Source organism: Flexivirga endophytica (assembly GCF_014640635.1).
GTDB lineage: Bacteria > Actinomycetota > Actinomycetes > Actinomycetales > Dermatophilaceae > Flexivirga > Flexivirga endophytica.
Genome location: NZ_BMHI01000001.1, coordinates 326,278 through 348,023, shown reverse-complemented (window position 1 = coordinate 348,023; position 21,746 = coordinate 326,278). Strand labels below are relative to the sequence as shown.

The window sequence follows — 21,746 nt, the reverse complement described above, 5'->3', positions numbered from 1 at the left end:
GCACTGATGTTATGATGCTGCCATGCGCACCACCCTCGATCTGGACCCCGCAGTGCTCAGTGCAGCTCGGGCCAAGGCGAACGCAGACCACATCTCACTCGGCAAGGCCGTCTCCGAGCTCGCTCTCGCCGGCATCACGGCACCCCGTTCGCGGCGGTCGCGCGCATCGGGCTTCCCGGTGATGACGGGAGTGCCCGGGCATCCGGTGACGGACGAGGCAGTGGTCTTGCACCGCGACGACGAGCCCGAGCCCGACCATGCTTCTTGACGTCAATGTGCTGCTCGCGCTGACCTGGGACCAGCACATCCATCATGCGGTAGCGCATGAGCGATTTGCCGAGCTCGATGAGTGGAGCACGTGTCCGGTCACGGAGTCGGGTTTGGTTCGGTTACTGCTGACCGAGCAGGTCGTCGGACGAAGGGTCAGCGGCAGCGAGGCGCTGGGGCAGTTGAGCGCCATACGCCAGGTGCCGGGATGGGAGTACCTTCCCGACTCATGCTCGCTCGCCGATCCCGTCATCGACACCCGCGTACTCATGGGCCGCAGGCAGGTCACCGATCTTCAACTCGTCAACCTTGCTGCGTCGAAAAACACGGCACTCGTAACATTCGACGCGTCACTCCGCGCGTCGCTCATGCCCTCGGACCAGCGCTGGGTCAGTGTCTGGACAGGATGAGTGCGTGAGCATCCGGCCGAGATCGACGTAGGTCGATCCGCGGTGACCGATCTTCACCGCGACCACGAGCGTCACGCCAGCCAGCACTGCAGGAGGGCAGCAGTCCGTCCGAACAACGGTGCATACCGCACCACCGTTCGGCTACGGCTGGTCGGACGCCTGCGCACGCTTCGACCAGCACGCTGACGGCGGGAGCAACACGCCTCTCACCTGACGTTCCGCGGGCTACCACCTCGCCAGCCGATTCTCCCAAGCTGCGGGTCAGGTCGGACGATGGGGGGTCAGGCTACACACAGGGTTAGGGAGTAAGCCGAAACAACACCAGGATTCTGGCTTCGGGTGAGAACGGGGCGCGAGTGCCCATGATGAGAGTGAAAGCATCCGGTTTCACTGTCCTAGTCGTATCGGGCTTCCTGGCCACCGGCGGGACACCTTCCAACGCAGCTGCCTCGGCTACTCCGCTTCACCGAACACACAGCCGATGCGGGTCAGACCTTACCGTTGTCTCGCCAAGCAGCGGGAGAGAACTAACCGCGCAAGACGTCGGTGCGCCAGCGAGATCGGCCTTCTTCGCTCGTGCCGCCGCACACCACGTCCACTGGTTGCCGACGATGAGTTGCAAGGCACGAGTTGATCACACCACCCCTCTCACGTTAGCGGCCTCGAGCAACTGGTCTGGCTACATCAAGACGACCAGTGCACCAAACTATGCAGACGCCGAATGGCATGTCCCCACCGTTTCAGGCGGTGGACACGCCGCGTATTCAGCAATCTGGCCGGGTATCGGTGGCACGACGTCCACTGGCAAGCTAATTCACGATGGCACCGAGCAGGATGTGTCTGCCGGTGGCACCCAAACCGACTACTTCTGGTTCGAGATTGTCCCGGGCGAGTCGGAGCAGGAAGTCACGAATCTCGTGCCCAAGATCGGCGACGATGTCGCGACCGACGTCTTTTGGAGCACGACAACTGGTGCAGAGTTCGGCCTGTGCGACTACACAAAGGCAACATGCGTCACCGGGTCGCAGTCTTCGACCGCCCCGGGCAACTCGGCGGAATGGATTGTCGAGCGGCCGACCATCGGAACATCACTACCGCGTCTCGCCGACTTCAAATCAGTGAAAATGTTCAACGGCGGATACGACGAGTCGCCGCAGGGCAGTCGCGAATACAACATCTCAGGTTCGCCGGAAACGATGGTTGGGAGTTCGGGAGACGATCTTTCGGTCCCTGGCACGATTAGCGGAGATGCCTTCACCACAACATGGAAGGCCTATTCGTAGAATAGGACACCCGATTCCCACACCCCGTGGGGCATCGGCAGCACGGTGTGCTGCCGCCGTCGTTTTCGTCTGTCTCGTCGCATCCGGGTGTACGACGACGGGCACCGGTGGCTCAGCAACGGATCCGACCAGTCGGTCCAGTGATGCACTGGTGTCGACACCGGTCGTAAGTGCGTCACGAGGACCGCTCATGGTCTGCGGCGTGCAGATCTCCGCCGGCGAAAAGTGGCCGGTGATCACTCGCCTGACGGCGAAACGGGCACGCTTCGCCAAAGGCGAACAGCTGGTGGTGATCACCGCACCGCCATGCCACGCCATCGACCAGAAGGTCTCCACCACGGGAGGTGTGCGCCCGACCCGCCAGTTTCGGCACAGCGAAACGACCGTCGCAGTCGAGGTAGTGCTGCGGTCGAGCGGCACCGTGACCGTTCGATCGACGACCGGAACCCGCATTCTCCAGCTGTTGACCCGTTGATCGGTCATCGACACCGTGTAACACCGCCGCACATTCTCGTGACAGCTTGGGCGGCTCTGGGACTCACTCGCACGATTAGCGTCCACCTCATCACCGACGAAGCCGACCGAGGGAGGCCACCCATGACCACCGTCAAAGCCGCTCTGTTCCAGACCCACTGGCGCGGGGACAAGGACAAGATGCTCGACGCCCACGAGGAGATCGCGCACGAGGCGGCCCGGCAGGGCAGCGAGGTGCTGTGTTTCCAGGAGCTGTTCATGGGACCGTTCTTCGCGCAGGTCCAGGACAAGGCCTGGTACGAGTATGCCGAGGCGATCCCGGACGGCCCGATCGTGCAGCGCTTCAGCTCGATCGCCAAAGAGACCGGCCAGGTGATGATCCTGCCGATCTACGAGGAAGTGCAGCCCGGCGTGCTCTTCAATGCCGCCGCCGTCATCGACGCCGACGGCACCTACCTCGGCAAGTACCGCAAGACGCACATCCCGCAGCTGCACGGGTTCTGGGAGAAGTTCTACTTCCGCCCGGGCGCGAATGACGGCTGGCCGATCTTCGAGACGGCGATCGGCAAAGTTGGTGTCTACATCTGCTACGACCGGCACTTCCCCGAGGGCTGGCGCGGGCTCGGCCTGGCCGGCGCCGAGATCGTCTTCAACCCCTCGGCCACTTCTCGTGGGTTGTCCAATCACCTGTGGAAGCTGGAGCAGACGGCTGCTGCGGCGGCGAACATGTACTACGTCGGCGCGCTCAACCGGGTCGGCATCGAGCCGCTGGGCGACGACGACTTCTACGGCACGTCATACTTCGCCGACCCGCGCGGCGCGTTCGTCGGCGACGTCGCCTCCGACCAGGTCGAGGAGCTCGTCGTGCGCGACCTGGACTTCGACGCGATCCGCGAGCAGCGCGCCACCTGGGCGTTCTACCGCGACCGTCGCCCCGACACCTACACCTCGATCACCGAGCGCTGAGTTGTATGGCGGGGTCTCGATACGGACTCGCCTAGCGGCTCGCCCTACTCGACCACCTTGGTGGGGCTATTCGACCCGCTATAGGGGTCACTGGCCACGGGCGCGTAGCGCGAGCAGTGCCACGTGCAGGCCCGCAACCGCACGTACGTCGTCCAGGTCGATGCCGAGCCGCTCGGTGATCTGCTCCAGCCGGCGATAGACCGCCGGCCGGGACAGGTGGTGCGCCTGCGCGGTCGACGACTTGTTCAGACCGTTGGCGATGAAGGTCTCCAACAGGTCGACGAGGTCCGGGCTGTCCAGCAGCGGCCCGAGTTCCCGGTCAACGAAGTCCTGCACGTCGTGACTGGCCGCGAGCGCCTCGACCAGGCCGGGCAACCGCAGATCGGCGAGCCGGACCACGACGCTGTCCCGCCAGTCGAGGCGCGCGGCCGCCCGTAGGGTCTGCCGGGCCCGGGCGAACGAGCGCCCGAGCCCGCTCAGCCCGTCGACGACGGGTCCGGCCGCGGCCAGTTCGATCCGGCAGTCGGACTCGACGGCGAGCTGCTCGGCGAATTCGTCGACCCTGCGGATCGGGTCGTCGGACTGACTGCTCGAGACGAGCATCCGCACGGTGCCGTGCTCGACCGGGCCGAGCAGGGCGCCGACGCCGCAACGGCCCGCGACGGACCGGACCTGTTCCAGCAACATCGCGCATTCGCGCTCGTTCCTGCCCAACCGGATCACCAGCGGTGTCAACCGGCAGTGCCGCACCCGGAACCCCGATGCCCGGGCTCGCAGCTCCAACAGGTCGGCGCCGCCGTGCCCGCCGAGTAGATCGGTCAGCAGCACCTCCTGTGCCTCGCGCTGCCAGTCGCCACCGCTGGGCGCGACGAGCTTGTGCAGGTTGAGCGCTTCGACTCCGCGGCGGGCCACGACCTCCGAGCGTTCGGCGGGCTCACCGTGGGCGAACAGGATCAACGTGCCCCACGGTCGTCCTTCCTGCGTCAGGGGCGCCGCGACGATCCCGTCGGGCGTGATGTGCACGTCGTCGTCCCCAGCGAAGCGAGACACGTACTGCGACAAGCGGGTCCAGTCCCGCAGCACCTCGCGCAGGCCCGCCTCGCCGGCGGCCAGCTGCACCTGACGGGCGGTGTTCTCCACGACCACCGGGCACCCGGCAAGTCCGGCCAGCTCGTCGACCAGCGATTGCATCGGAGCACGTTGAATCGTCAACCGGTGCAACGTGTCCCGCACGTTCTCGGAGATGGTGGAGCGACTCGTCGTGCGAGCCAGGATGGTGGTCTGCACCTGCTCGGTGATCGTCACGAACGCGACCGGACGCCACATGACGATCAACGGCAGATCCGCCGAGCGGCAGGCCTTCAGCATGGCGCGTGGGACATCGTCGAAGGCACGACCGATGCCGAGGAAGACCGCGGTCGCGCCGGCCTCGGCGATCTTCTCGACATACTCGATCTGATCGCGTTCCTCGGCCAACATCACACCGGTCGTCAGCACCACTTCGCCGCCGGTGAGCATCGTGCCGATGTCCGGCACCTCGCCCACGTGACACCAGCGGACCGGATCCGAGAGGTGCTCGTGACCGTGCAGCACCTCCGGCTGGCCCTCACGGCTGGCCGCGAGCTCGATCACCTCGGCCAGGGTCATCAACTGCATCGGACCGCCTCTCTGACGGAACTGGTCATGGTCGCGCTGCGTCCGGAGAGCCGGTTCTCCCCATTACTCTCCCTGATCCGTCGCTCGCATGCAGCCGAAAGACGCCGATACAACACGCAACGCGGCAGCTGTGATGCGTGACACAGTGAACGAGTCCAGGCCCTGTGCGCGCCGATACTGTGACCGGCATTCTCGTCCGCCTTGAGGAGCCGCGCATGACCACAGATTCCGCATCCGCCGCCCGCGACGGTCAGCTCGAGTATCCCGACGGACGGGTCGAACTCACCGACAGCGGGGCTCTCACGGACCCGGGTCTGGCCAACGAGGACCTGGTCCCGGTGCCGGTCTCCCAACGCACGTGGCACACCTACAACTACACCGCCCTCTGGGTCGGGATGAGCCACAACATCCCCTCCTGGCTCCTGGCATCAGGGCTCGTCGCGGCCGGAATGTCTTGGCAACAGGCCGTTTTCATCATCCTGTTGGCGAACGTCATCGTGCTCATCCCGATCCTGCTGAACGGCCACGGCGGGACGAAGTACGGCATACCGTTCCCCGTGCTGGCCCGGTCCTCGTTCGGGGTGTTCGGCGCGAACCTGCCCGCACTCATCCGCGCGCTCGCCGCCACCTGCTGGTTCGGTGTGCAGACGTGGATCGGCGGTGAGGGGATCTTCCTGCTGGCCGGCAAGATGTTCGGCGACGGCTGGGCGGACGCCGGGCACATCGGCGACTTCCCGTGGACCCAGTGGTTGAGCTTCTTCGTCTTCTGGCTGATCGAGATCGCGATCATCGTCCGCGGCATCGACACGCTGAAGCACTTCGAGAACTGGGCCGCCCCCGTCGTCCTCGTGGCCGCGGTCGCCCTGCTGATCTACATGTGGATCAAGGCGGGCGGCGTCGGCGACATCCTCTCCCAGCCGGGCACGTTGCACGGGAAGGATTTCTGGAAGGTGTTCGGGCCGTCCCTGATGGGGATGATCGGCTTCTGGGCGACGCTGTCGCTGAACATCTCCGACTTCACCCGGTTCGGCGGCTCGCAGAAGAAGCAGATGCTCGGCCAGACCTACGGACTGCCCACCACCATGACGTTCTTCGCGCTGCTGTCGGTTTTCGTCACGTCCGCGTCGGAGAAGGTGTACGGCGAGGTCATCTGGGACCCCATCCAGCTGGCGGCGCGCATCGACAACTGGGTCGGCACACTGCTCGCGCTGGCGACCGTGATGGTCGCGACGTTGGCGGTCAACATCGCCGCCAACCTGGTGAGTCCGTCATACGACTTCGCCAACGCCGCCCCCAAGCACGTCAACTTCCGCCGCGGCGCACTCATCACCTGTGTGCTCTCGGTGCTGATCATGCCGTGGGAGCTGGTGTCCAACCCGGACATCTACATCTTCACCTGGCTGAACTTCGTCGGCGCGATCCTCGGGCCGGTGGCAGGGATCCTGTTGGCCGACTACTGGTTCGTGCGGCGCAGGACGCTGGTGATCCGGGACCTCTACAAGCGGGACGGCGGGCTCTACTGGTACCGCGGCGGCTGGAACTGGATCGCCGTCGTGTCCTTCGCCGTCGCCGCGATCCTCGCCGGTGGTGGCTCCCACTCGGGGATCAACGCCAAGGGCGTCAAGACCGGGCCCTTCCCCGTCGACGGAATCATTCCCTTCCTGAAGCCCCTGGCGGACTACGGTTGGATCATCGGTCTCGTCGCGGGCGCCCTTCTGCACACAGTGCTGATGAAACTGTTGAAAGCACCTGTCTCGTATGACGATTCGGCCGCCAACGTGGCCGAGGAGGACGAAGGAGTCACAGTATGACGACAACACTCATCACCGGCGGCAAGGTCGTCTCACCCCAGGGAGCCGCGTCCGCCGACGTACTGATCGACGGCGAGACCGTCTCGGCCGTGCTGGCACCCGGCACTGCGAACATCCTGGGCATCGAGGCCGACCGCACGATCGACGCCTCGGGCAAATACGTCCTGCCCGGCGGCATCGACGTGCACACCCACATGAACATGCCGTTCGGCGGCACGTTCAGCGTCGACGACTTCGAGACCGGCACCCGGGCGGCGGCCTGGGGCGGCACGACCACGATCGTCGACTTCCCGGTGCAGAAGAAGGGCGGTTCGCTGCAGGAAGCGGTGGACACCTGGCACGCCAAGGCGGAGGGCAGCGCCTGCATCGACTACGGGTTCCACGCCATCCTCGCCGACGTCAACGACTCCTCGCTGAAGGAGATGGACGTGCTGGTCGACCAGGGCGTCACCAGCTTCAAGCTGTTCATGGCCTACCCGGGCGTGTTCCTGTCGACCGACGACCAGATCATCCAGGCGATGTACCGCGCCAGCGACAACGGCGCGACGATCATGATGCACGCCGAGAACGGCACCGCGATCGACCAGATCGTCAGCCGGGCGATCGCCGCAGGACACACCGAGCCCAAGTGGCACGGGCTCACCCGGCCGATCGCGCTGGAGGCGGAAGCGGTCAACCGGGCCACCCAGATGGCCGATGTCACCGGTGCCCCGCTCTACTTCGTGCACCTGTCGAGCGGCGCCGCGGTCGACGTCGTGACGGAGGCTCGGGATGCCGGTCGCAACGTGTTCGGCGAGACCTGCCCGCAGTACCTCTTCCTGGACGAATCCGACCTGGCACGACCGGATTTCGAGGGTGCCAAATACGTCTGCACCCCGGCGCTACGGCCCCAGGAGGAGCAGGCGAAGCTCTGGCGCGGGCTGCGCACCAACGACCTGTCGGTCGTCGCGACCGATCACTGCCCGTTCTGTTTCGTCCCCGACAAACAGTTGGGCAAGGACGACTTCCGCGCCATACCCAACGGTCTGCCGGGCGTCGAGCACCGCATGGACCTGCTGCACATGGGTGTCACCAAGGGCGAGATCAGTCTGGCCCGCTGGGTGGAGATCTCGGCGGCGACGCCGGCGCGGATGTTCGGCATGTATCCCAAGAAGGGCGTCATCGCCCCGGGCTCGGACGCGGACATCGTGCTCTACGACCCGGAGGCCAAGCAGACCGTGTCGGCGCAGACCCACCACATGAATGTCGACTACTCGGTCTACGAGGGCTGGGAGTTCACCGGCAAGGTCGAGACGGTGCTCTCGCGCGGCGAAATCGTCCTGGACGCAGGCGAATTCAGCGGGTCGCCAGGCCGCGGTCAGTTCATCAAGCGCTCCCTGTCGCAGTACCTCGTCTGATGGACTTCGGCGTCGTCCTGCAGACCACTCCCCCGTCGGCGCGGGTGGTCGATCTGGCAGTGCAGGCCGACCGGCTCGGGTTCAGTCACGTGTGGACGTTCGACAGTCACATCCTGTGGCAGGACCCCTACCCGATCTACGGACAGATCCTGGACCGCACCCGTCGGGTCACGGTCGGGCCGATGGTCACCAACCCGACCACCCGCGACTGGACCGTCACGGCGTCGCTGTTCGCGACGCTCAACGAGATGTACGGCAACCGCACGGTGTGCGGCATCGGCCGTGGCGACTCGGCCGTGCGAGTGGAGGGCGGCCGGCCCAGCACCCTAGCCGCGCTGCGTGATGCGGTCGGCGTGATCCGGGGCATGGCGTCCGGGGACGCCGTCCCGTATGCGGGGTCGACCCTCCGGCTGCCGTGGGCGACCGCGTCGCAGCTCGAGGTCTGGGTCGCCGCCTACGGCCCGAAAGCGCTGAAACTGACCGGAGAGGTGGCCGACGGCTACATCCTGCAACTGGCCGACCCGCAGATCACCGCCTGGATGGTCGAGGCCGTGCGGGCCGCCGCATCCGAGGCCGGTCGCGACCCGGACGACATCACGATCTGCGTCGCCGCACCGGCATACGTCACGGACGGCAGCGCGGAGTCGGCGGAGCACGCGCGCGATCAGTGCCGCTGGTTCGGCGGCATGGTCGGCAACCACGTCGCGGACATCGTCAGCAGGTATGGCGAATCCTCAGGAGTACCAGCGGCGTTGACCGATTACATCGCCGAGAGGAAGGGCTACGACTACAACCAGCACGGGCGGGCGGGCAACACCCATACCCAGTTCGTGCCGGACGAGATCGTCGACCGGTTCTGCGTCATCGGCCCGCCCGAGGAGCACGTCAAGCGGATCGAGGAGCTGCGGGACCTGGGTGTCGACCAGTTCGCGGTCTACCTGCAGCATGACGACAAGGAGCACACGCTGGCGGCATACGCCGATCACGTGATGCCGCTGGTCAACGTGCAGCAGGACGCCCGCTCGTAGCCCTTCGCCGAGAGGACGCCCAATTGTCGAGAGGACAGGCGATTTCGGGCAAAGTCCGCCAAATCGCCTGTCCTCTCATTACAACGCCTGTCCCCTCGGCGAAGGGGGCAACCTTGTCGAGGTCAGTGCGCCACTGTCAGCTCGACACCGTCGGCGATCCGGTAGGGGCTGCCGTCAACAATCGCGCCGAGCGTGCGCCGGAGCCGCGATACCTCGGCGCGTGCGGCGACCGTGTGATCGCCGTCGCCGAACAGCGCCACGCTCAGGTCGTATGGCGTGAGCCCCTCGCGGCCCACGCCCGCCAGCTGCTGCAGGATCTGCGCGTGCCGCTGCGACAGCGCTGTCCGCCACGGCTGCGCATCGGCGTGGATCTCGATGACCGGCTTCCGGCCGAGCTGCAGGTGTGCAGTGATCCTCCGGTCGGTCGCGGCCGGCCGCACCAACCAGCCGAGGTCGAGGCGTTCCGGCATACACAATCCGAGGCCGGGGACGGCGATCGGCCGGTCCAGCTCGGGCACCGCGATGCGGTCGCGGACCGCGACGCCGGCGCTGTGCGCGACCCAGCCGGCGTCGTCGACGACCAGCGCGGGACTTCCGGCCGCTGACACGATCGGCTCGGCGACGAGGCGCAGCCGTTCGAGGGCCGCCTCATGGTGACGTCGGAGCAGGGACTCGGCGAGCAGCACAGCGGTCTCGACCAGCGCGCTGATCGCCGGGTGCAGCGTGAGCGCTGGGCCGCTGATGTCCACGATGCCCAGCAATCCGCCGCTGCGCGGGTCGTGGATGGGGAACGCCGTGCAGTACCAGGGGTGTTGAGCCTGCTCGAAATGCTCCCCCGAGAAGAGCTGGACGGGACTTCCTTCCTGCAGCGCGGTGCCGATCGCGTTGGTGCCGACCTCCGACTCGGTCCACCGAGCGCCCTCGCTGAAGCCCAGCTCGTCGGCGCGCCGCCGCACGCGCGTGTCGCCCCGGCGCCACAGGATGATGCCGTCGCCGTTCGTGACGACCATCAGGAAGTGGGATGCGTCCGCCACGCTCGAGATCACCCGGGCCAGGTCGTCGATCACCAGCCGCAGCGGCGACTCCGAGCGCAACTGCTCGAGCCGCTCCACGCCGAGGGGGTCGCGAGCGCCCGACCGGTCGGGCACGAGGCCCAGCCCGAGCACACGCCGCCAGGAGCGGGACACGACCGGCCGTGGCTGGATGGCTGCCCGGCCGCCGCCGATGACGGTGTCGTGCATCCGCATCAGCTCTCGCGCGTAGCGGGCCAGGTCGGTCCCGGGAGAGATCGCGTTGTAGTCGGTCACAACGGGCAACTCCTTAGGCGACGCCGCGAACGGCGTTGCAACGTGCTGCAACGCTTCCACCCAGCGTAGCCGCGGAGTGTGCTGTAGGTCACAGTCAATGGAAAGGACCTGCGATGACCGACACGTTGGACTCCCGGACCGTGGCACCGGACACGGCCACGACAGCCACTCCGCAGCAGCGGGCGCAGGCCTGGCTCGCCGATTTCGACGCAGCACTGCGAGCACGGGACGTGGAGGCCGCCGTCGGCCTCTTCGGCACCGAGAGTTTCTGGCGCGACCTGGTGTCGTTCACCTGGAACATCCGCACTGTGGAGGGCCGGGACGGCATACGCGACCTGCTGCAGCACACCCTCGACACGACCGACCCGAGCGACTGGCAACTCAGCGAGGAGGCCACCGAGGCAGGCGGCGTCATCGAGTGCTGGATTACCTTCGAGACCGCGGTCGGCCGGGCCAAGGGCCACCTGCGGCTGAAGGACGAGGACGGAGCCCCCCGCGGCTGGACCCTGCTGACCAGCCTGCGTGAGCTGAAGGGCCACGAGGAGGACCAGGGCGACCGCCGGCCGAAGGGAGTCGAGCACGAGCTCGCTCGCGGCCGTAAGTCGTGGCTGGAGAAGAAGCAGGACGAGGAGTCCGCACTCGGCCGGACCGCGCAGCCGTATGTCGTCGTCATCGGCGGCGGCCAGGGCGGCATCGCCCTCGGAGCTCGCCTGCGCCAGCTGAAGGTCCCCCACGTCGTGCTCGACAAACACGACCGGCCCGGGGACCAATGGCGCGGCCGCTACAAGAGCCTCTGCCTGCACGACCCCGTCTGGTACGACCATCTGCCATATCTCCAATTCCCTTCGAATTGGCCGGTATTCGCGCCCAAGGACAAGATCGGCGACTGGCTGGAGATGTACACGCGGGTCATGGACGTGCCCTACTGGTCACGCTCGTCGGTCACGTCGGCGACATACGACGAGGACAGCAAGACCTGGCGCGTGGTGGTCGACAGGGACGGCGAAGAGATCGTCCTGGAGCCGAAACAGTTGGTGTTCGCCACGGGTATGTCGGGCAAGCCCAACCTGCCGAGCTTCCCGGGCATGGACGTCTTCGAGGGCGAGCAGCAGCACTCCAGCCAGCACCCCGGCCCGGAGGCCTACACCGGCAAGAAGGTCGTCGTCATCGGCTCCAACAACTCCGCGCACGACATCTGCGGTGCGCTGTGGGAGCACGACGCCGACGTCACGATGGTGCAGCGGTCGTCGACCCACATCGTGAAGTCCGCGTCGCTGATGGACATCGGCCTCGGTGACCTCTACTCCGAGCGCGCGGTCGCGTCCGGTGTGACCACCGACAAGGCGGACATGATCTTCGCCTCGCTTCCCTACCGGATCATGCACGAGTTCCAGATCCCGCTCTACCAGCAGATGGCCGAGCGTGACAAGGACTTCTACGACCGGCTGGAAAAGGTTGGCTTCCAACACGATTGGGGCGACGACGGGTCGGGCCTGTTCATGAAGTACCTGCGGCGTGGCTCGGGCTACTACATCGACGTGGGCGCTGCCGAGCTGGTGTGTGACGGCAAGGTCAAGCTCGCACACGGCAATGTCGACCACCTGACGAAGAACTCCGTGGTCCTGGAGGACGGCACCGAACTGCCCGCGGACCTGGTCGTCTACGCCACCGGCTACGGCTCGATGAACGGCTGGGTCGCCGACATCATCGACCAGGAGACCGCGGACAAGGTCGGCAAGGTCTGGGGCCTCGGCTCCGACACCACCAAGGACCCCGGTCCGTGGGAGGGCGAGCAACGGAACATGTGGAAGCCGACCCAGCAAGAGGCGCTGTGGTTCCACGGCGGCAACCTGCACCAGTCACGGCACTACTCGCTCTATCTCGCGTTGCAACTGAAGGCGCGCTACGAAGGCATCCCGACGCACGTCTACGGGTTGCAGGAGGTCCACCACACGTCGTGACGGCGGCCCGAGCTCATCCTCGCTACTGTCGTCGGTTACTCGCCGTTACCAGCCAGTAAGGGCGAGTAACCGACGACAGTCGTCGGTTACTCGCCCTTAGTGTCAACGGCAGGTGTCGTCAGGCCTCAGTGTGGCTGGCGTGCCGCGATCTGCCGGTGTATGTCGCTCACGTGCTCCGGCCCGTTGCCCTTCTGCAGGTTGTCCAGGTTGACCTGCCCACCCAGCGCGAGGATCGGCTCGAAGTAGTAGATCTCGTCCTGCCCGAGCTCGCCCTGCGCCTCCCGGGCCGCCTTGTGCAGCTCGCGCAGGTCGGACAGGTGCGAGGTCGAGCCGGTGAGATGCCCGGTGAAGAAGTCGGCGCCGTCCTCGGCGACGACGGCGTTGTGCTGGAAGTGCGGGTCGAGGCACTGGATCCGGTCGCGGCCGCCGACCCGGTCGTAGTGATAGATGTGCCCGAAGCTCGTCACCGCGAACGGCGTGCTGGTCACACTCGAGCCGAACCACGTCTGCAGCACCGGCATCCAGGTGCCGGGGTCGACGAGTGCGACACGCCCGCCGCCATACCAACCGAGACCGTGGGCACGCCACAGACCGATCAGCGCGGACGGTAGTTGACCCTCGCCATACGTGATGAAGTCGGCGTCGGGGACGCGCACACCGGCATCGGGCGGGAAGGTGTCGATGAACGGCTGCACCGCGCTGACCTCTGGCATTACTCACTCCACAGTGTTCCGGTGGTCGGACATTCCACCCCGACGTTAGCGCCCGGCATGCCGAACATGCGGTATTGCCCTGACGTGCCGTGCCTCACGCCCGGTCGACCGCGACCCGCGGCGGCGCACGGAATCTCAATGCGTGGACGCGGCGACCGCCATAGGTTCGGGGTATGACGAAGTCCCAGGACGACCTGCGGTGGCCGACCCAGGCGCTGGTGTATGGCGCTGTCCGGTTACGTGCGTTCGAGGACCGTGACGTGGCGATGGTGCGCGACCTGGCGACCGATCCCTACGTGCCGACCATCGGCACGCTGCCCGCCGACGCCGACAACGACGAGGCCCGCGCCTACATCGACCGTCAGCGCGGTCGACTCGAGGAGGGCGCCGGCTTCTCGTTCTGTGTCGCCGACCGCGACACCGACGCGGCTCTCGGCGGTGCCGGCCTGTGGGTCCGCGAGTTGCAGCACGGCCGGGCCGGCGTCGGCTATTCGGTCGCGCCGAGCGCCCGGGGTCGTGGAGTCGCCGCCGATGCTCTGAAGGCGTTGGCCGGCTTCGCGTGGTCGATCAGCGGGCTGTGCCGGCCTCGAAGCACGGATCGAACCGTGGAACACCGCGTCGATCCGCACCGCGGAATCCGCCGGGTTCGCGCTCGAAGGACTCTTGCGCGCCCACGAGGAGATCGGCGGCCGCCGCGTCGACCTGCTGATGTACTCCAGGCTGCGACCGGACATCTACGCCATCGCGGACCACTGACCGCCCGGGTACTTCTCGGTAATATCTCGCGAGTGGCGCCGCGCCGTGACCCATGCGCACCGGCGTGGAAGTGTGCGAAGGTTCGGTCGACCCCGCAAAGGAGGCCACTGAAATGAGTCTTGGTTGGCGAGCACGCGACGCTCTCGATCGCGCGCTGCCCATGCCCGCACCGCCGCAGGAGGCGGACGAGCTCCTGCACGACCCGTGGTTCGCCGATCGGCTCAGCCGGGCCGCGGCGCAGGAGGGGCGGCCGGTGGACCAGGTCCGCGCCGAGGCCGCCGAGTACCTACGGGAGATGGCAGCAAGCCACGGGGCATTCACGACCAAGAACTGGAGCCGTGCCGGCGACTGGTTCCTGCGTGCGTATGACGTGCTGGTCGACGAGGAACAGATCGCGAAGCTGAAGAAGCTGGACCGCACCAACAGTCTCGCGCTCGCGTTCAGCCACCGTTCCTATCTCGACGGTGTGGCCGTGCCCAACGTGTTGCGTGCCCGACGCTTCAGCCCCACCTTCACCTTCGGCGGCGCGAACCTCGACCTGCCGGTCCTGGGTCAGATCGTCGCCCGCAGCGGCATGGTCTTCATCCGCCGTTCCACCGGCAACCTGCCGATCTACCGGCTGACGCTGAAGTCCTACGTCCGCCAGCTGGTCAAGAACCATCGCAACCTGGCGTGGTCCATCGAGGGTGGCCGGACCCGCACCGGCAAGCTGCGACCACCGGTGCACGGCATCCTCAAATACATCGTCAACGCGGTCGAGGGTGCCGACCAGATCGATGCGCAGGTCGTGCCGGTGTCGATCGTCTACGACCAGTTGCACGAGGTGGCCGGTATGACGGCAGAGGCGACCGGTGGTCGCAAGAAGCCCGAGAGCCTCGGCTTCGTGGTGCGGTTCGCTGCCGTGCAACGCGCCCGCATGGGCCGGGCCTACTTGACGATCGGTGAACCGTTCCCGTTGCGCAAACGTCTCGAAGCGCTGCACGCGGACGGCCTGACGACCTCGCAGGCGATCGAGCGGATCGCGCTCGACATCAGCCACCGGCTCAACCGGGCCACTCCGGTCACTGTCACCGCGATCGTGTGCCTCGCGCTGCTCGGGGAGGATCGGGCGCTCAACCTCGACGAAGTGCTGGAGACCGTGCATCCGCTCGCGTCATACATCGAGGCACGGAAGTGGCCGGTGGCCGGTGCGGCCAACCTGCGGGACCGCTCAACCGTGCGGCGGGCCTTGCAGGACCTCGTGATGGGCGGCGTGCTCACCGGCTACGACCGAGGCACCGAGCCCGTATGGCGGATTAGCCCCGACCAGCACCTGGTCGCCGCGTTCTATCGCAACACCGTCATCCACATCCTGGTGGACCGCGCCATTCTGGAGCTGGCGATGCTGACCGTCTCCGAGCTCGATCCGGAGACCAAGCTCCCCGAGGGCGGTCAGCTGCAGGTCGGCTGGGAGGAGGCCAAGCGGCTGCGTGACCTGCTGAAGTTCGAGTTCTTCTTCCCCGGCCGCGACCAGTTCGAGCAGGACCTGCGCGCCGAGCTGCGCATCACCGCCGGCGAGGAGATCGACCGGATCGACCCGGACGCCGCCGCGCGTCTGCTGGCTTCGGCCAGGCCACATGTCGCGCATCTGGTGTTGCGGCCGTTCCTCGACGCCTATCTCGTGCTGGCTGACCGACTCGCCGCCCAGGGCGACGCCGCCGTCGACGAGGACGACCTGCTCCAGGAGACTCTCGCGGTCGGCCAACAGTGGGCGCTGCAGCGACGGATCGCCTCGGCGGAGTCGGTGTCGCTCGAGCTCTACAAGACCGCGCTGGCGCTCGCGCGTCACCGCCACCTACTGGAAGCGGGAGACGACGTGGCTGCCCGACGTGAGACGTTCGCCGCCGAGATCGCCGACTCGGTACGCCGGGTCGCCCTGATCGGCGAGCTCGCCGGGCGACGCGTCGGCGCCACTCCGCCGGCATTCGCCGACCGGAGCGAGTTGCGTCGATGACCACTCCGAAGAGCGCTCTGTCCCAGCCGGTCCGGACGGCGATCGAGCGGATCGAGGCCGGCCCCCAGGGTCCGCAGGTCGGAGCGTTCTTCGACCTGGACGGCACCCTGGTCGCCGGTTACACCGGCACCACGTTCTTCGGCGATCAGCTGCGCAAGCGCGAGATCACGCCGATCGACCTGCTGCGCAGCATCGTCGACGTCGTCGACGGTGAGGTGCTCGGTGGCGATCCGACGAAGATCTCGCAACGGTTCTTCGCGTCTTTGCGTGGCCAGTCGGAGGAGGCTTACGTCGCAGCCGGCGAACGCCTGTTCCTGCGCAAGATCGCCGGAACGATCCGTGCCGAGTCCCGTGCACTCGTGCGAGCGCACCTCGCGGCCGGCCACACGGTGGCGGTCGCCTCGGCCGCCACGCTGTACCAGATCGCTCCGATCGCAACGGAACTCGGCATCGAGAACCTCGTCTGCACTCGGCTTGCCGTCGAGAACGGCGTGTTCACCGGGGAGACCGAAGGACCGATGCTGTGGGGTCGGCACAAGGCCGCAGCAGTGCGCGCCTTCGCCAAGGAGCACGGACTGGAGCTGACCCGGTCCTACGCCTACGGCAACGGCTACGAGGACGTCGCGTTCCTGTCGTCGGTCGGCTCCCCGGTCGCCCTCAACCCGCACCGTGGGCTGCGGGCGGCCGCGGAACGTCTCGGCTGGCCGATCCTGAACCTGCGCGACCCGGCCAAGGGATCGCTCACCTCGATCGCCCGCACGGCGGCCGCACTCGGCGGGCTCAACGCCGCCGCGTCGACCGGTATGACGATCGGGCTGCTCAGCGGGGACCGCCAGCGCGGGCTCAACGCCACGACCGGGCTCATCACCGGCCTGCCGCTGGCCATGGCCGGTGTTTCACTCGACGTGCTCGACGAGGAGCGGCTCTGGTCGCACCGCCCGGCGGTCTTCGTCGCCAACCACCAGAGCTCGCTGGACCCGGTCGTCGTGGGTGCATTGCTCAAGCGAGACTTCACCGTGGTCGCCAAGAAGGAAGCTCGGCTCGACCCCCGCGCGCTCGCCGGCAGCCTGCTGCTCGACCCGGTCTACATCGATCGGTCCAACTCGGCGGAGGCCCGCGCGGCACTGGAGCCGGTGGTCGAACGGATCCGCTCCGGGACCTCGCTGATGATCTTCCCGGAGGGGACCCGATCCGCCACGGGCGCGCTCGGCCGCTTCAAGAAGGGCGCCTTCCACCTGGCCGTTCAGGCGGGCGTGCCGATCGTGCCGATCGTGCTGCGCAACACCGGTGAACTGCTCGGCAAACACTCCTTCGTGCTCAAGCCGGGACGCGTCGACGTCGCGGTGCTGCCACCGGAGACCGACTGGACGGTGAAGACGATGGACAGACGAATCACCAAGCTCCACAAGGCATTCGAGCAGACCCTTGCCAACTGGCCGAGGCAGGAGGACTGATGGCGAGCGGGCACATCGACGACCGGACGGACCGCGAACGCTGGGCCGCTGCGGCCGCCTGGTCACACCGCCCGACCTTGGATCCGGTGGAAACCATCCTCTGGCGATCCGAGCGGCACCCGACCTTGTCCGCGACCAACTGTGTGGTGATCCTGCTCGACGAGGAGCCGGACTGGGAGCGTTTCCACGCCGCCTACGAGTGGGGCACGAAGCTGGTCCGCCGGTTGCGTCAACGGGTGATGGAGCCAGCTGTGCCGACGACCGCCCCGGTCTGGGTCGACGACGACGACTTCGACATCGACCGTCACGTCCATCGCCGCGACCTCGGCGGCGACGGCCGGACCGAGGACGTCATACAAGCAGCCGAGGCGATCGCGCTGGCGCCGATCGACCGCCACCGACCGCTGTGGGACGCCACGCTGTTCACCGGGATGACCCACGGGAGCGCGGCGTGCGTGCTGCGGATCCATCACACGTTCGCCGACACGCCCGGCACCGTGCAGCTGTTGTCAATGCTGTTGTCGCGCACCCGCGAGCACACCCCGGACAAGCCGACCGCGCCGAGCGCAGCACCTCAACCGGCACCGACCGACCCGATCCGGCTGAGCGCGATCGGTGGCTTCGGCAGCCTGGTCGGTGCACCGCGCCGCGCGCTGACCGCTGCGGGCCGCGGGTTCGCCGCCATCCGTGATCCGCTGGGCGCCGTGTCGGAGGGCATGCGGTATGCCGCGTCGGTGCGTCGCCTGACCGCTGGGGCTCCGGCCCTGCCGTCGCCGCTGCTCACCGACCGGGAGGGCACCGACTGGCAGTTCCTCACCTTGACGACGCCGCTCGACGGTCTGACCGCATCGGCGCGCGCCGTCGGCGGATCGCTGCAGGACGTGTTCATCGCGGCGGTGCTGGCCGGGCTGCGGCGTTATCACCAGGAGCACGGCGTCGAGCTCGAGGACCTGTCGATGAGCGTCCGTGTCTCGCTGAACCGCGCAGAGGACCCGAGCAGCGGCAACCGCTTCGCCGGCGCGATGATCGCGGCGCCGATCGGCATCGCCGACGCCGCCGACCGAATCGCTGCGGTGCGTGGCGAGGTGTTGTCCCTGCACACCGAGGAGGCGTTGGACGCGTTGCGTGCGGCCGCGCCGGTGACCGGCGTCCTGCCCTCGCAGTTGCTCGTCGCGCTGCAGCGGTCCGGGGCGGTGGCCGACGCGTCCATAGCCGTCAATGCCGGGCCGACCCGGACGTCATACATGGCGGGTGCAGAAGTTACCGGCATCTTCGCGTTCGGTCCCCTGCCCGGAGTGGCGATCTCGGCGTCCCTGCTCAGTTGCGTCGACACGGCGTGCATCGCGGTCAACGTCGACGGGCGGGCCGTGAAGGACCTGCCGCAGCTGCGCCGTTGCCTGCAGGAGGGTCTGGACGAGACGCTCTCCTTCACCGGTGAGTGACGGCTTCCTCGCCGACTGACGGTCGGATCACGCCGTCACTCGGCGAAGAAGCCGTCACTCGGCAGAAGAGAGCGGCGCCATACGCGAAACCGATTGGTCACTCCGCGCGCGTGGATGGGATCATGTGCGGCATGACTGACGCCGCCGGCAGGAACGCCCCCCAGATCCCCGACAAGCCGACCGTGGACGGCTTGGAGGACAAGTGGGCGGCTGTATGGCGCGAGCAAGACACCTACAAGTTCGACCGCGAGCGCGCACTGTCGCTCCCCCGCGACCAGGTGTTCTCGATCGACACGCCGCCGCCGACCGCGAGCGGCAGTCTGCACGTGGGCCACGTCTTCGGTTATACGCACACCGATGTGGTTGCCCGCTACCAGCGGATGCAGGGTAAAGAGGTCTTCTACCCGCTGGGCTGGGACGACAACGGGCTGCCGACCGAGCGGCGTGTGCAGAACTACTACGGCGTGCGCGGCGATCACTCCGCGGCATACGACCCCGACTTCACGCCGCCGTTGCGCGGCGCCGAGGGCAAGTCGGTCAAGGCCGCCGACCAGGTGCCGATCAGCCGCGCCAACTTCATCCCGCTGTGTGAGGAGCTGACCGCCGAGGACGAGGTGGCCTTCGAGTCGCTCTTCCGCCGGCTGGGCGCGTCGGTGGACTGGTCACAGACCTACCGCACGATCGACGACCGGTCCCGCGCTGTGGCGCAGCAGGCCTTCCTGCACAACCTGGAGCGCGGCGAGGTCTACCAGGCCGAGGCACCGGGCCTGTGGGACGTGACGTTCCAGTCAGCGGTGGCGCAGGCCGAGCTGGAGGCGCGTGACTACCCGGGTGCGTTCCACCGCGTGGCGTTCCACCGCGGCGACGAGAAGGTCTACATCGAGACCACCCGCCCCGAGCTGATCCCGGCATGTGTGGCGCTGATCGCCCACCCCGACGACGAGCGCTACCAGGCGCTCTTCGGATCCACCGTGATCTCACCGCTCTTCGGCGTCGAGATCCCGGTGCTCGCCCACCGCCTGGCCGAGCCGGACAAGGGGGCAGGCATCGCGATGTGCTGCACCTTCGGTGATCTGACCGACGTGACCTGGTGGCGCGAGCTGCAACTGCCGATGCGCTCGATCATCACCCGCAACGGCCGCCTGCAGGGCGAGACACCGGCCTGGGTTGCCGGCGGTCCCGGCGAGCAGTTGTATGCCGAGAGCATGGCCACCAAGACGGTCCACTCGGCCCGGATCGCGATCGTCGACGCACTGCGCGAGTCCGGAGACCTGGACGGCGAGCCGCAGAAGACCCAGCGCAAGGCCAACTTCTTCGAGAAGGGCGACAAGCCGCTGGAGATCGTCACCAGCCGCCAGTGGTACCTCACCAACGGAGGCCGGGACGCGGACCTGCGCAAGGCGCTCATCGCGCGCGGCGAGCAGATCGACTTCCACCCGGCCTTCATGCGCAGCCGCTACGCCAACTGGGTCGAAGGTCTCAACGGTGACTGGCTGATCAGCCGGCAGCGGTTCTTCGGTGTGCCGTTCCCGGTCTGGTATCCCCTCGATGCCGACGGCGAGATCGACCACGAGCACCCGATCCCGGCCGCGGCGGACACCCTGCCGATCGACCCCGCGACCGATGTGCCGCCGGGTTACACCGCCGAACAACGCGGCGTGCCAGGCGGATTCGCCGGCGACCCGGACATCATGGACACCTGGGCGACGTCCTCGCTGTCCCCGCAGATCGTGTCCGGCTGGCCGGTGGCAAGCAACGCCGGCGAGCGCAACGACGCAGAGCTCTTCGCCAAGATCTTCCCGATGGACATGCGCCCGCAGGGCCACGACATCATCCGCACCTGGCTCTTCGCGACCGTGGTGCGCAGCCACTTCGAGCACGACTCGGTGCCGTGGACCGACACCGCGATCAACGGCTGGATCCTCGACCCGGACCGCAAGAAGATGTCCAAGTCCAAGGGCAACGCGGTCACGCCGGAGGACGTGCTGACCCAGCACAGCGCCGACGCCGTGCGTTACTGGGCCGCGTCGGGACGCCTGGGCATGGACGCGGCATACGACGAGAGTCAGATGAAGGTCGGCCGTCGCCTCGCGATGAAACTGCTCAACGCCAGCAAGTTCGCCCTCGGCATGGGCGAGGTAGAGGGCGACCTCGCTGCCGCGGTCACTGAGTCGCTCGACCTGGCACTGCTGTCCGGGTTGCACACGCTGGTGGAGCAGGCGACCAAGCACTTCGAGTCGTGGGACTACACCCGCAGCCTGGAGCTGACCGAAGCGTTCTTCTGGACGTTCTGCGACGACTACATCGAGCTGATCAAGGACCGCGCCTACGGCAGCCAGGGCGACGCCGCCGCCGCTAGCGCCCGTGCGGCACTACGGATCGCGCTCGACGTGCAGCTGCGTCTCTTCGCGCCGTTCCTGCCCTACTCGACCGAGGAAGTCTGGTCCTGGTGGCACTCCGAGTCGGTCCACCGCGCGAGCTGGCCGACACCCGAGGAGTGCGGCCCCTCCACCGGCGACCCGACAGCGCTGCACGTGGTCGGCGAGGCACTGGCCGGCATCCGCAAGGCCAAGTCCGACGCCAAGCTCGGCATGCGCGCCGAGGTGACCGCACTGACGCTGGCCGCCCCGGCGGACCTGCAGGCGCTGGTGCGGGCGTCCGAGGCCGACCTGCGCGCGGCGGGCAAGCTGACCGGCTCGCTGAAGTATGACGCCGCCGACGCACTCGAGGTCCGAGACGTGCAACTGGTCCCGCCGCCGCCCCGCAAGAAGTGACGGTCCCCCGGGCGGACCGCGCCGCGAGGAACTGACGCCGGCCGAGGACTACTC

17 protein-coding genes are annotated in these 21,746 nt (G+C 67.5%); 14 read left to right on the top strand and 3 right to left on the bottom strand.

The window, feature by feature from the left end:
- Window positions 1-22: 22 nt before the first annotated feature.
- The 5 genes from IEX71_RS01650 to IEX71_RS01630 all read left to right on the top strand — a co-directional run bounded on the left by IEX71_RS01650 (window position 23) and on the right by IEX71_RS01630 (window position 3,400).
- Complete coding sequence (locus IEX71_RS01650; protein ID WP_188835219.1) at window positions 23-268, top strand: hypothetical protein; 246 nt, start codon at window positions 23-25, stop codon at window positions 266-268.
- Window positions 258-677 carry a TA system VapC family ribonuclease toxin gene (locus IEX71_RS01645; RefSeq protein ID WP_188835218.1) on the top strand — a complete coding sequence of 140 codons (420 nt, stop codon included), beginning with the start codon at window positions 258-260 and terminating at the stop codon, window positions 675-677. The genes IEX71_RS01650 and IEX71_RS01645 overlap by 11 nt, the downstream gene beginning before the upstream one ends.
- 611 nt (window positions 678-1,288) lie before the next feature.
- The gene (locus tag IEX71_RS01640; protein ID WP_188835217.1) at window positions 1,289-1,960 is read left to right on the top strand and encodes a G1 family glutamic endopeptidase; all 672 of its coding nucleotides are present in this window, start codon (window positions 1,289-1,291) and stop codon (window positions 1,958-1,960) included.
- 202 nt (window positions 1,961-2,162) lie between these two features.
- The gene (locus IEX71_RS01635; protein ID WP_188835216.1) at window positions 2,163-2,435 is read left to right on the top strand and encodes a hypothetical protein; all 273 of its coding nucleotides are present in this window, start codon (window positions 2,163-2,165) and stop codon (window positions 2,433-2,435) included.
- 122 nt (window positions 2,436-2,557) lie between these two features.
- Window positions 2,558-3,400, top strand: coding sequence for a nitrilase-related carbon-nitrogen hydrolase (locus IEX71_RS01630; RefSeq protein ID WP_188835215.1), 843 nt, complete (start codon window positions 2,558-2,560; stop codon window positions 3,398-3,400).
- An 87-nt stretch (window positions 3,401-3,487) separates the two neighbouring features.
- On the opposite strand, the gene IEX71_RS01625 is transcribed toward IEX71_RS01630, so the two are convergent.
- A complete protein-coding gene (locus tag IEX71_RS01625) occupies window positions 3,488-5,056 on the bottom strand; it encodes a PucR family transcriptional regulator (RefSeq protein ID WP_188835214.1) in 1,569 nt (522 codons plus the stop codon).
- 215 nt (window positions 5,057-5,271) lie between these two features.
- Here IEX71_RS01625 and IEX71_RS01620 point away from each other — a divergent pair, with 215 nt between their 5' ends.
- Genes IEX71_RS01620 through IEX71_RS01610 form a run of 3 tightly spaced genes read left to right on the top strand, consistent with a single transcriptional unit; the run spans window position 5,272 to window position 9,292 of the window.
- Entirely contained in the window at window positions 5,272-6,867 is a 1,596-nt protein-coding gene (locus tag IEX71_RS01620; protein WP_188835213.1) for an NCS1 family nucleobase:cation symporter-1, read from the top strand.
- Window positions 6,864-8,264: a dihydropyrimidinase gene (gene hydA / locus IEX71_RS01615; RefSeq protein ID WP_188835212.1), complete on the top strand. Its 1,401-nt coding sequence runs from the start codon at window positions 6,864-6,866 to the stop codon at window positions 8,262-8,264. The genes IEX71_RS01620 and hydA overlap by 4 nt, the downstream gene beginning before the upstream one ends.
- Window positions 8,264-9,292 carry a TIGR03842 family LLM class F420-dependent oxidoreductase gene (locus IEX71_RS01610; RefSeq protein WP_188835211.1) on the top strand — a complete coding sequence of 343 codons (1,029 nt, stop codon included), beginning with the start codon at window positions 8,264-8,266 and terminating at the stop codon, window positions 9,290-9,292. The genes hydA and IEX71_RS01610 overlap by 1 nt, the downstream gene beginning before the upstream one ends.
- A gap of 122 nt (window positions 9,293-9,414) precedes the next feature.
- Here IEX71_RS01610 and IEX71_RS01605 read toward each other — a convergent pair whose 3' ends face one another.
- Complete coding sequence (locus tag IEX71_RS01605) at window positions 9,415-10,599, bottom strand: sigma-54-dependent transcriptional regulator family protein (protein ID WP_188835210.1); 1,185 nt, start codon at window positions 10,597-10,599, stop codon at window positions 9,415-9,417.
- A 113-nt stretch (window positions 10,600-10,712) separates the two neighbouring features.
- Between IEX71_RS01605 and IEX71_RS01600 the strand changes: the two genes are divergently transcribed.
- Window positions 10,713-12,560 carry an NAD(P)-binding domain-containing protein gene (locus IEX71_RS01600; protein ID WP_188835209.1) on the top strand — a complete coding sequence of 616 codons (1,848 nt, stop codon included), beginning with the start codon at window positions 10,713-10,715 and terminating at the stop codon, window positions 12,558-12,560.
- Window positions 12,561-12,685: 125 nt separating this feature from the next.
- Here IEX71_RS01600 and IEX71_RS01595 read toward each other — a convergent pair whose 3' ends face one another.
- The gene (locus IEX71_RS01595) at window positions 12,686-13,273 is read right to left on the bottom strand and encodes a T6SS immunity protein Tdi1 domain-containing protein (protein ID WP_188835208.1); all 588 of its coding nucleotides are present in this window, start codon (window positions 13,271-13,273) and stop codon (window positions 12,686-12,688) included.
- A 173-nt stretch (window positions 13,274-13,446) separates the two neighbouring features.
- On the opposite strand from IEX71_RS01595, the gene IEX71_RS01590 reads away from it, so the two are divergent.
- The 5 genes from IEX71_RS01590 to valS all read left to right on the top strand — a co-directional run bounded on the left by IEX71_RS01590 (window position 13,447) and on the right by valS (window position 21,692).
- Window positions 13,447-14,145 (top strand): GNAT family N-acetyltransferase, encoded by a 699-nt coding sequence (locus tag IEX71_RS01590; RefSeq protein ID WP_229749374.1) that lies wholly within the window; start codon window positions 13,447-13,449, stop codon window positions 14,143-14,145.
- Window positions 14,142-16,022: a lysophospholipid acyltransferase gene (locus tag IEX71_RS01585; protein WP_229749373.1), complete on the top strand. Its 1,881-nt coding sequence runs from the start codon at window positions 14,142-14,144 to the stop codon at window positions 16,020-16,022. The genes IEX71_RS01590 and IEX71_RS01585 overlap by 4 nt, the downstream gene beginning before the upstream one ends.
- On the top strand, window positions 16,019-17,476 hold the full coding sequence (locus tag IEX71_RS01580; protein ID WP_188835206.1) for an HAD-IB family hydrolase: 1,458 nt from the start codon (window positions 16,019-16,021) through the stop codon (window positions 17,474-17,476). The genes IEX71_RS01585 and IEX71_RS01580 overlap by 4 nt, the downstream gene beginning before the upstream one ends.
- The gene (locus tag IEX71_RS01575) at window positions 17,476-18,918 is read left to right on the top strand and encodes a wax ester/triacylglycerol synthase domain-containing protein (RefSeq protein ID WP_188835205.1); all 1,443 of its coding nucleotides are present in this window, start codon (window positions 17,476-17,478) and stop codon (window positions 18,916-18,918) included. The genes IEX71_RS01580 and IEX71_RS01575 overlap by 1 nt, the downstream gene beginning before the upstream one ends.
- Before the next feature lie 131 nt (window positions 18,919-19,049).
- Window positions 19,050-21,692: a valine--tRNA ligase gene (valS, locus tag IEX71_RS01570; RefSeq protein ID WP_188835204.1), complete on the top strand. Its 2,643-nt coding sequence runs from the start codon at window positions 19,050-19,052 to the stop codon at window positions 21,690-21,692.
- Window positions 21,693-21,746 lie beyond the last annotated feature (54 nt).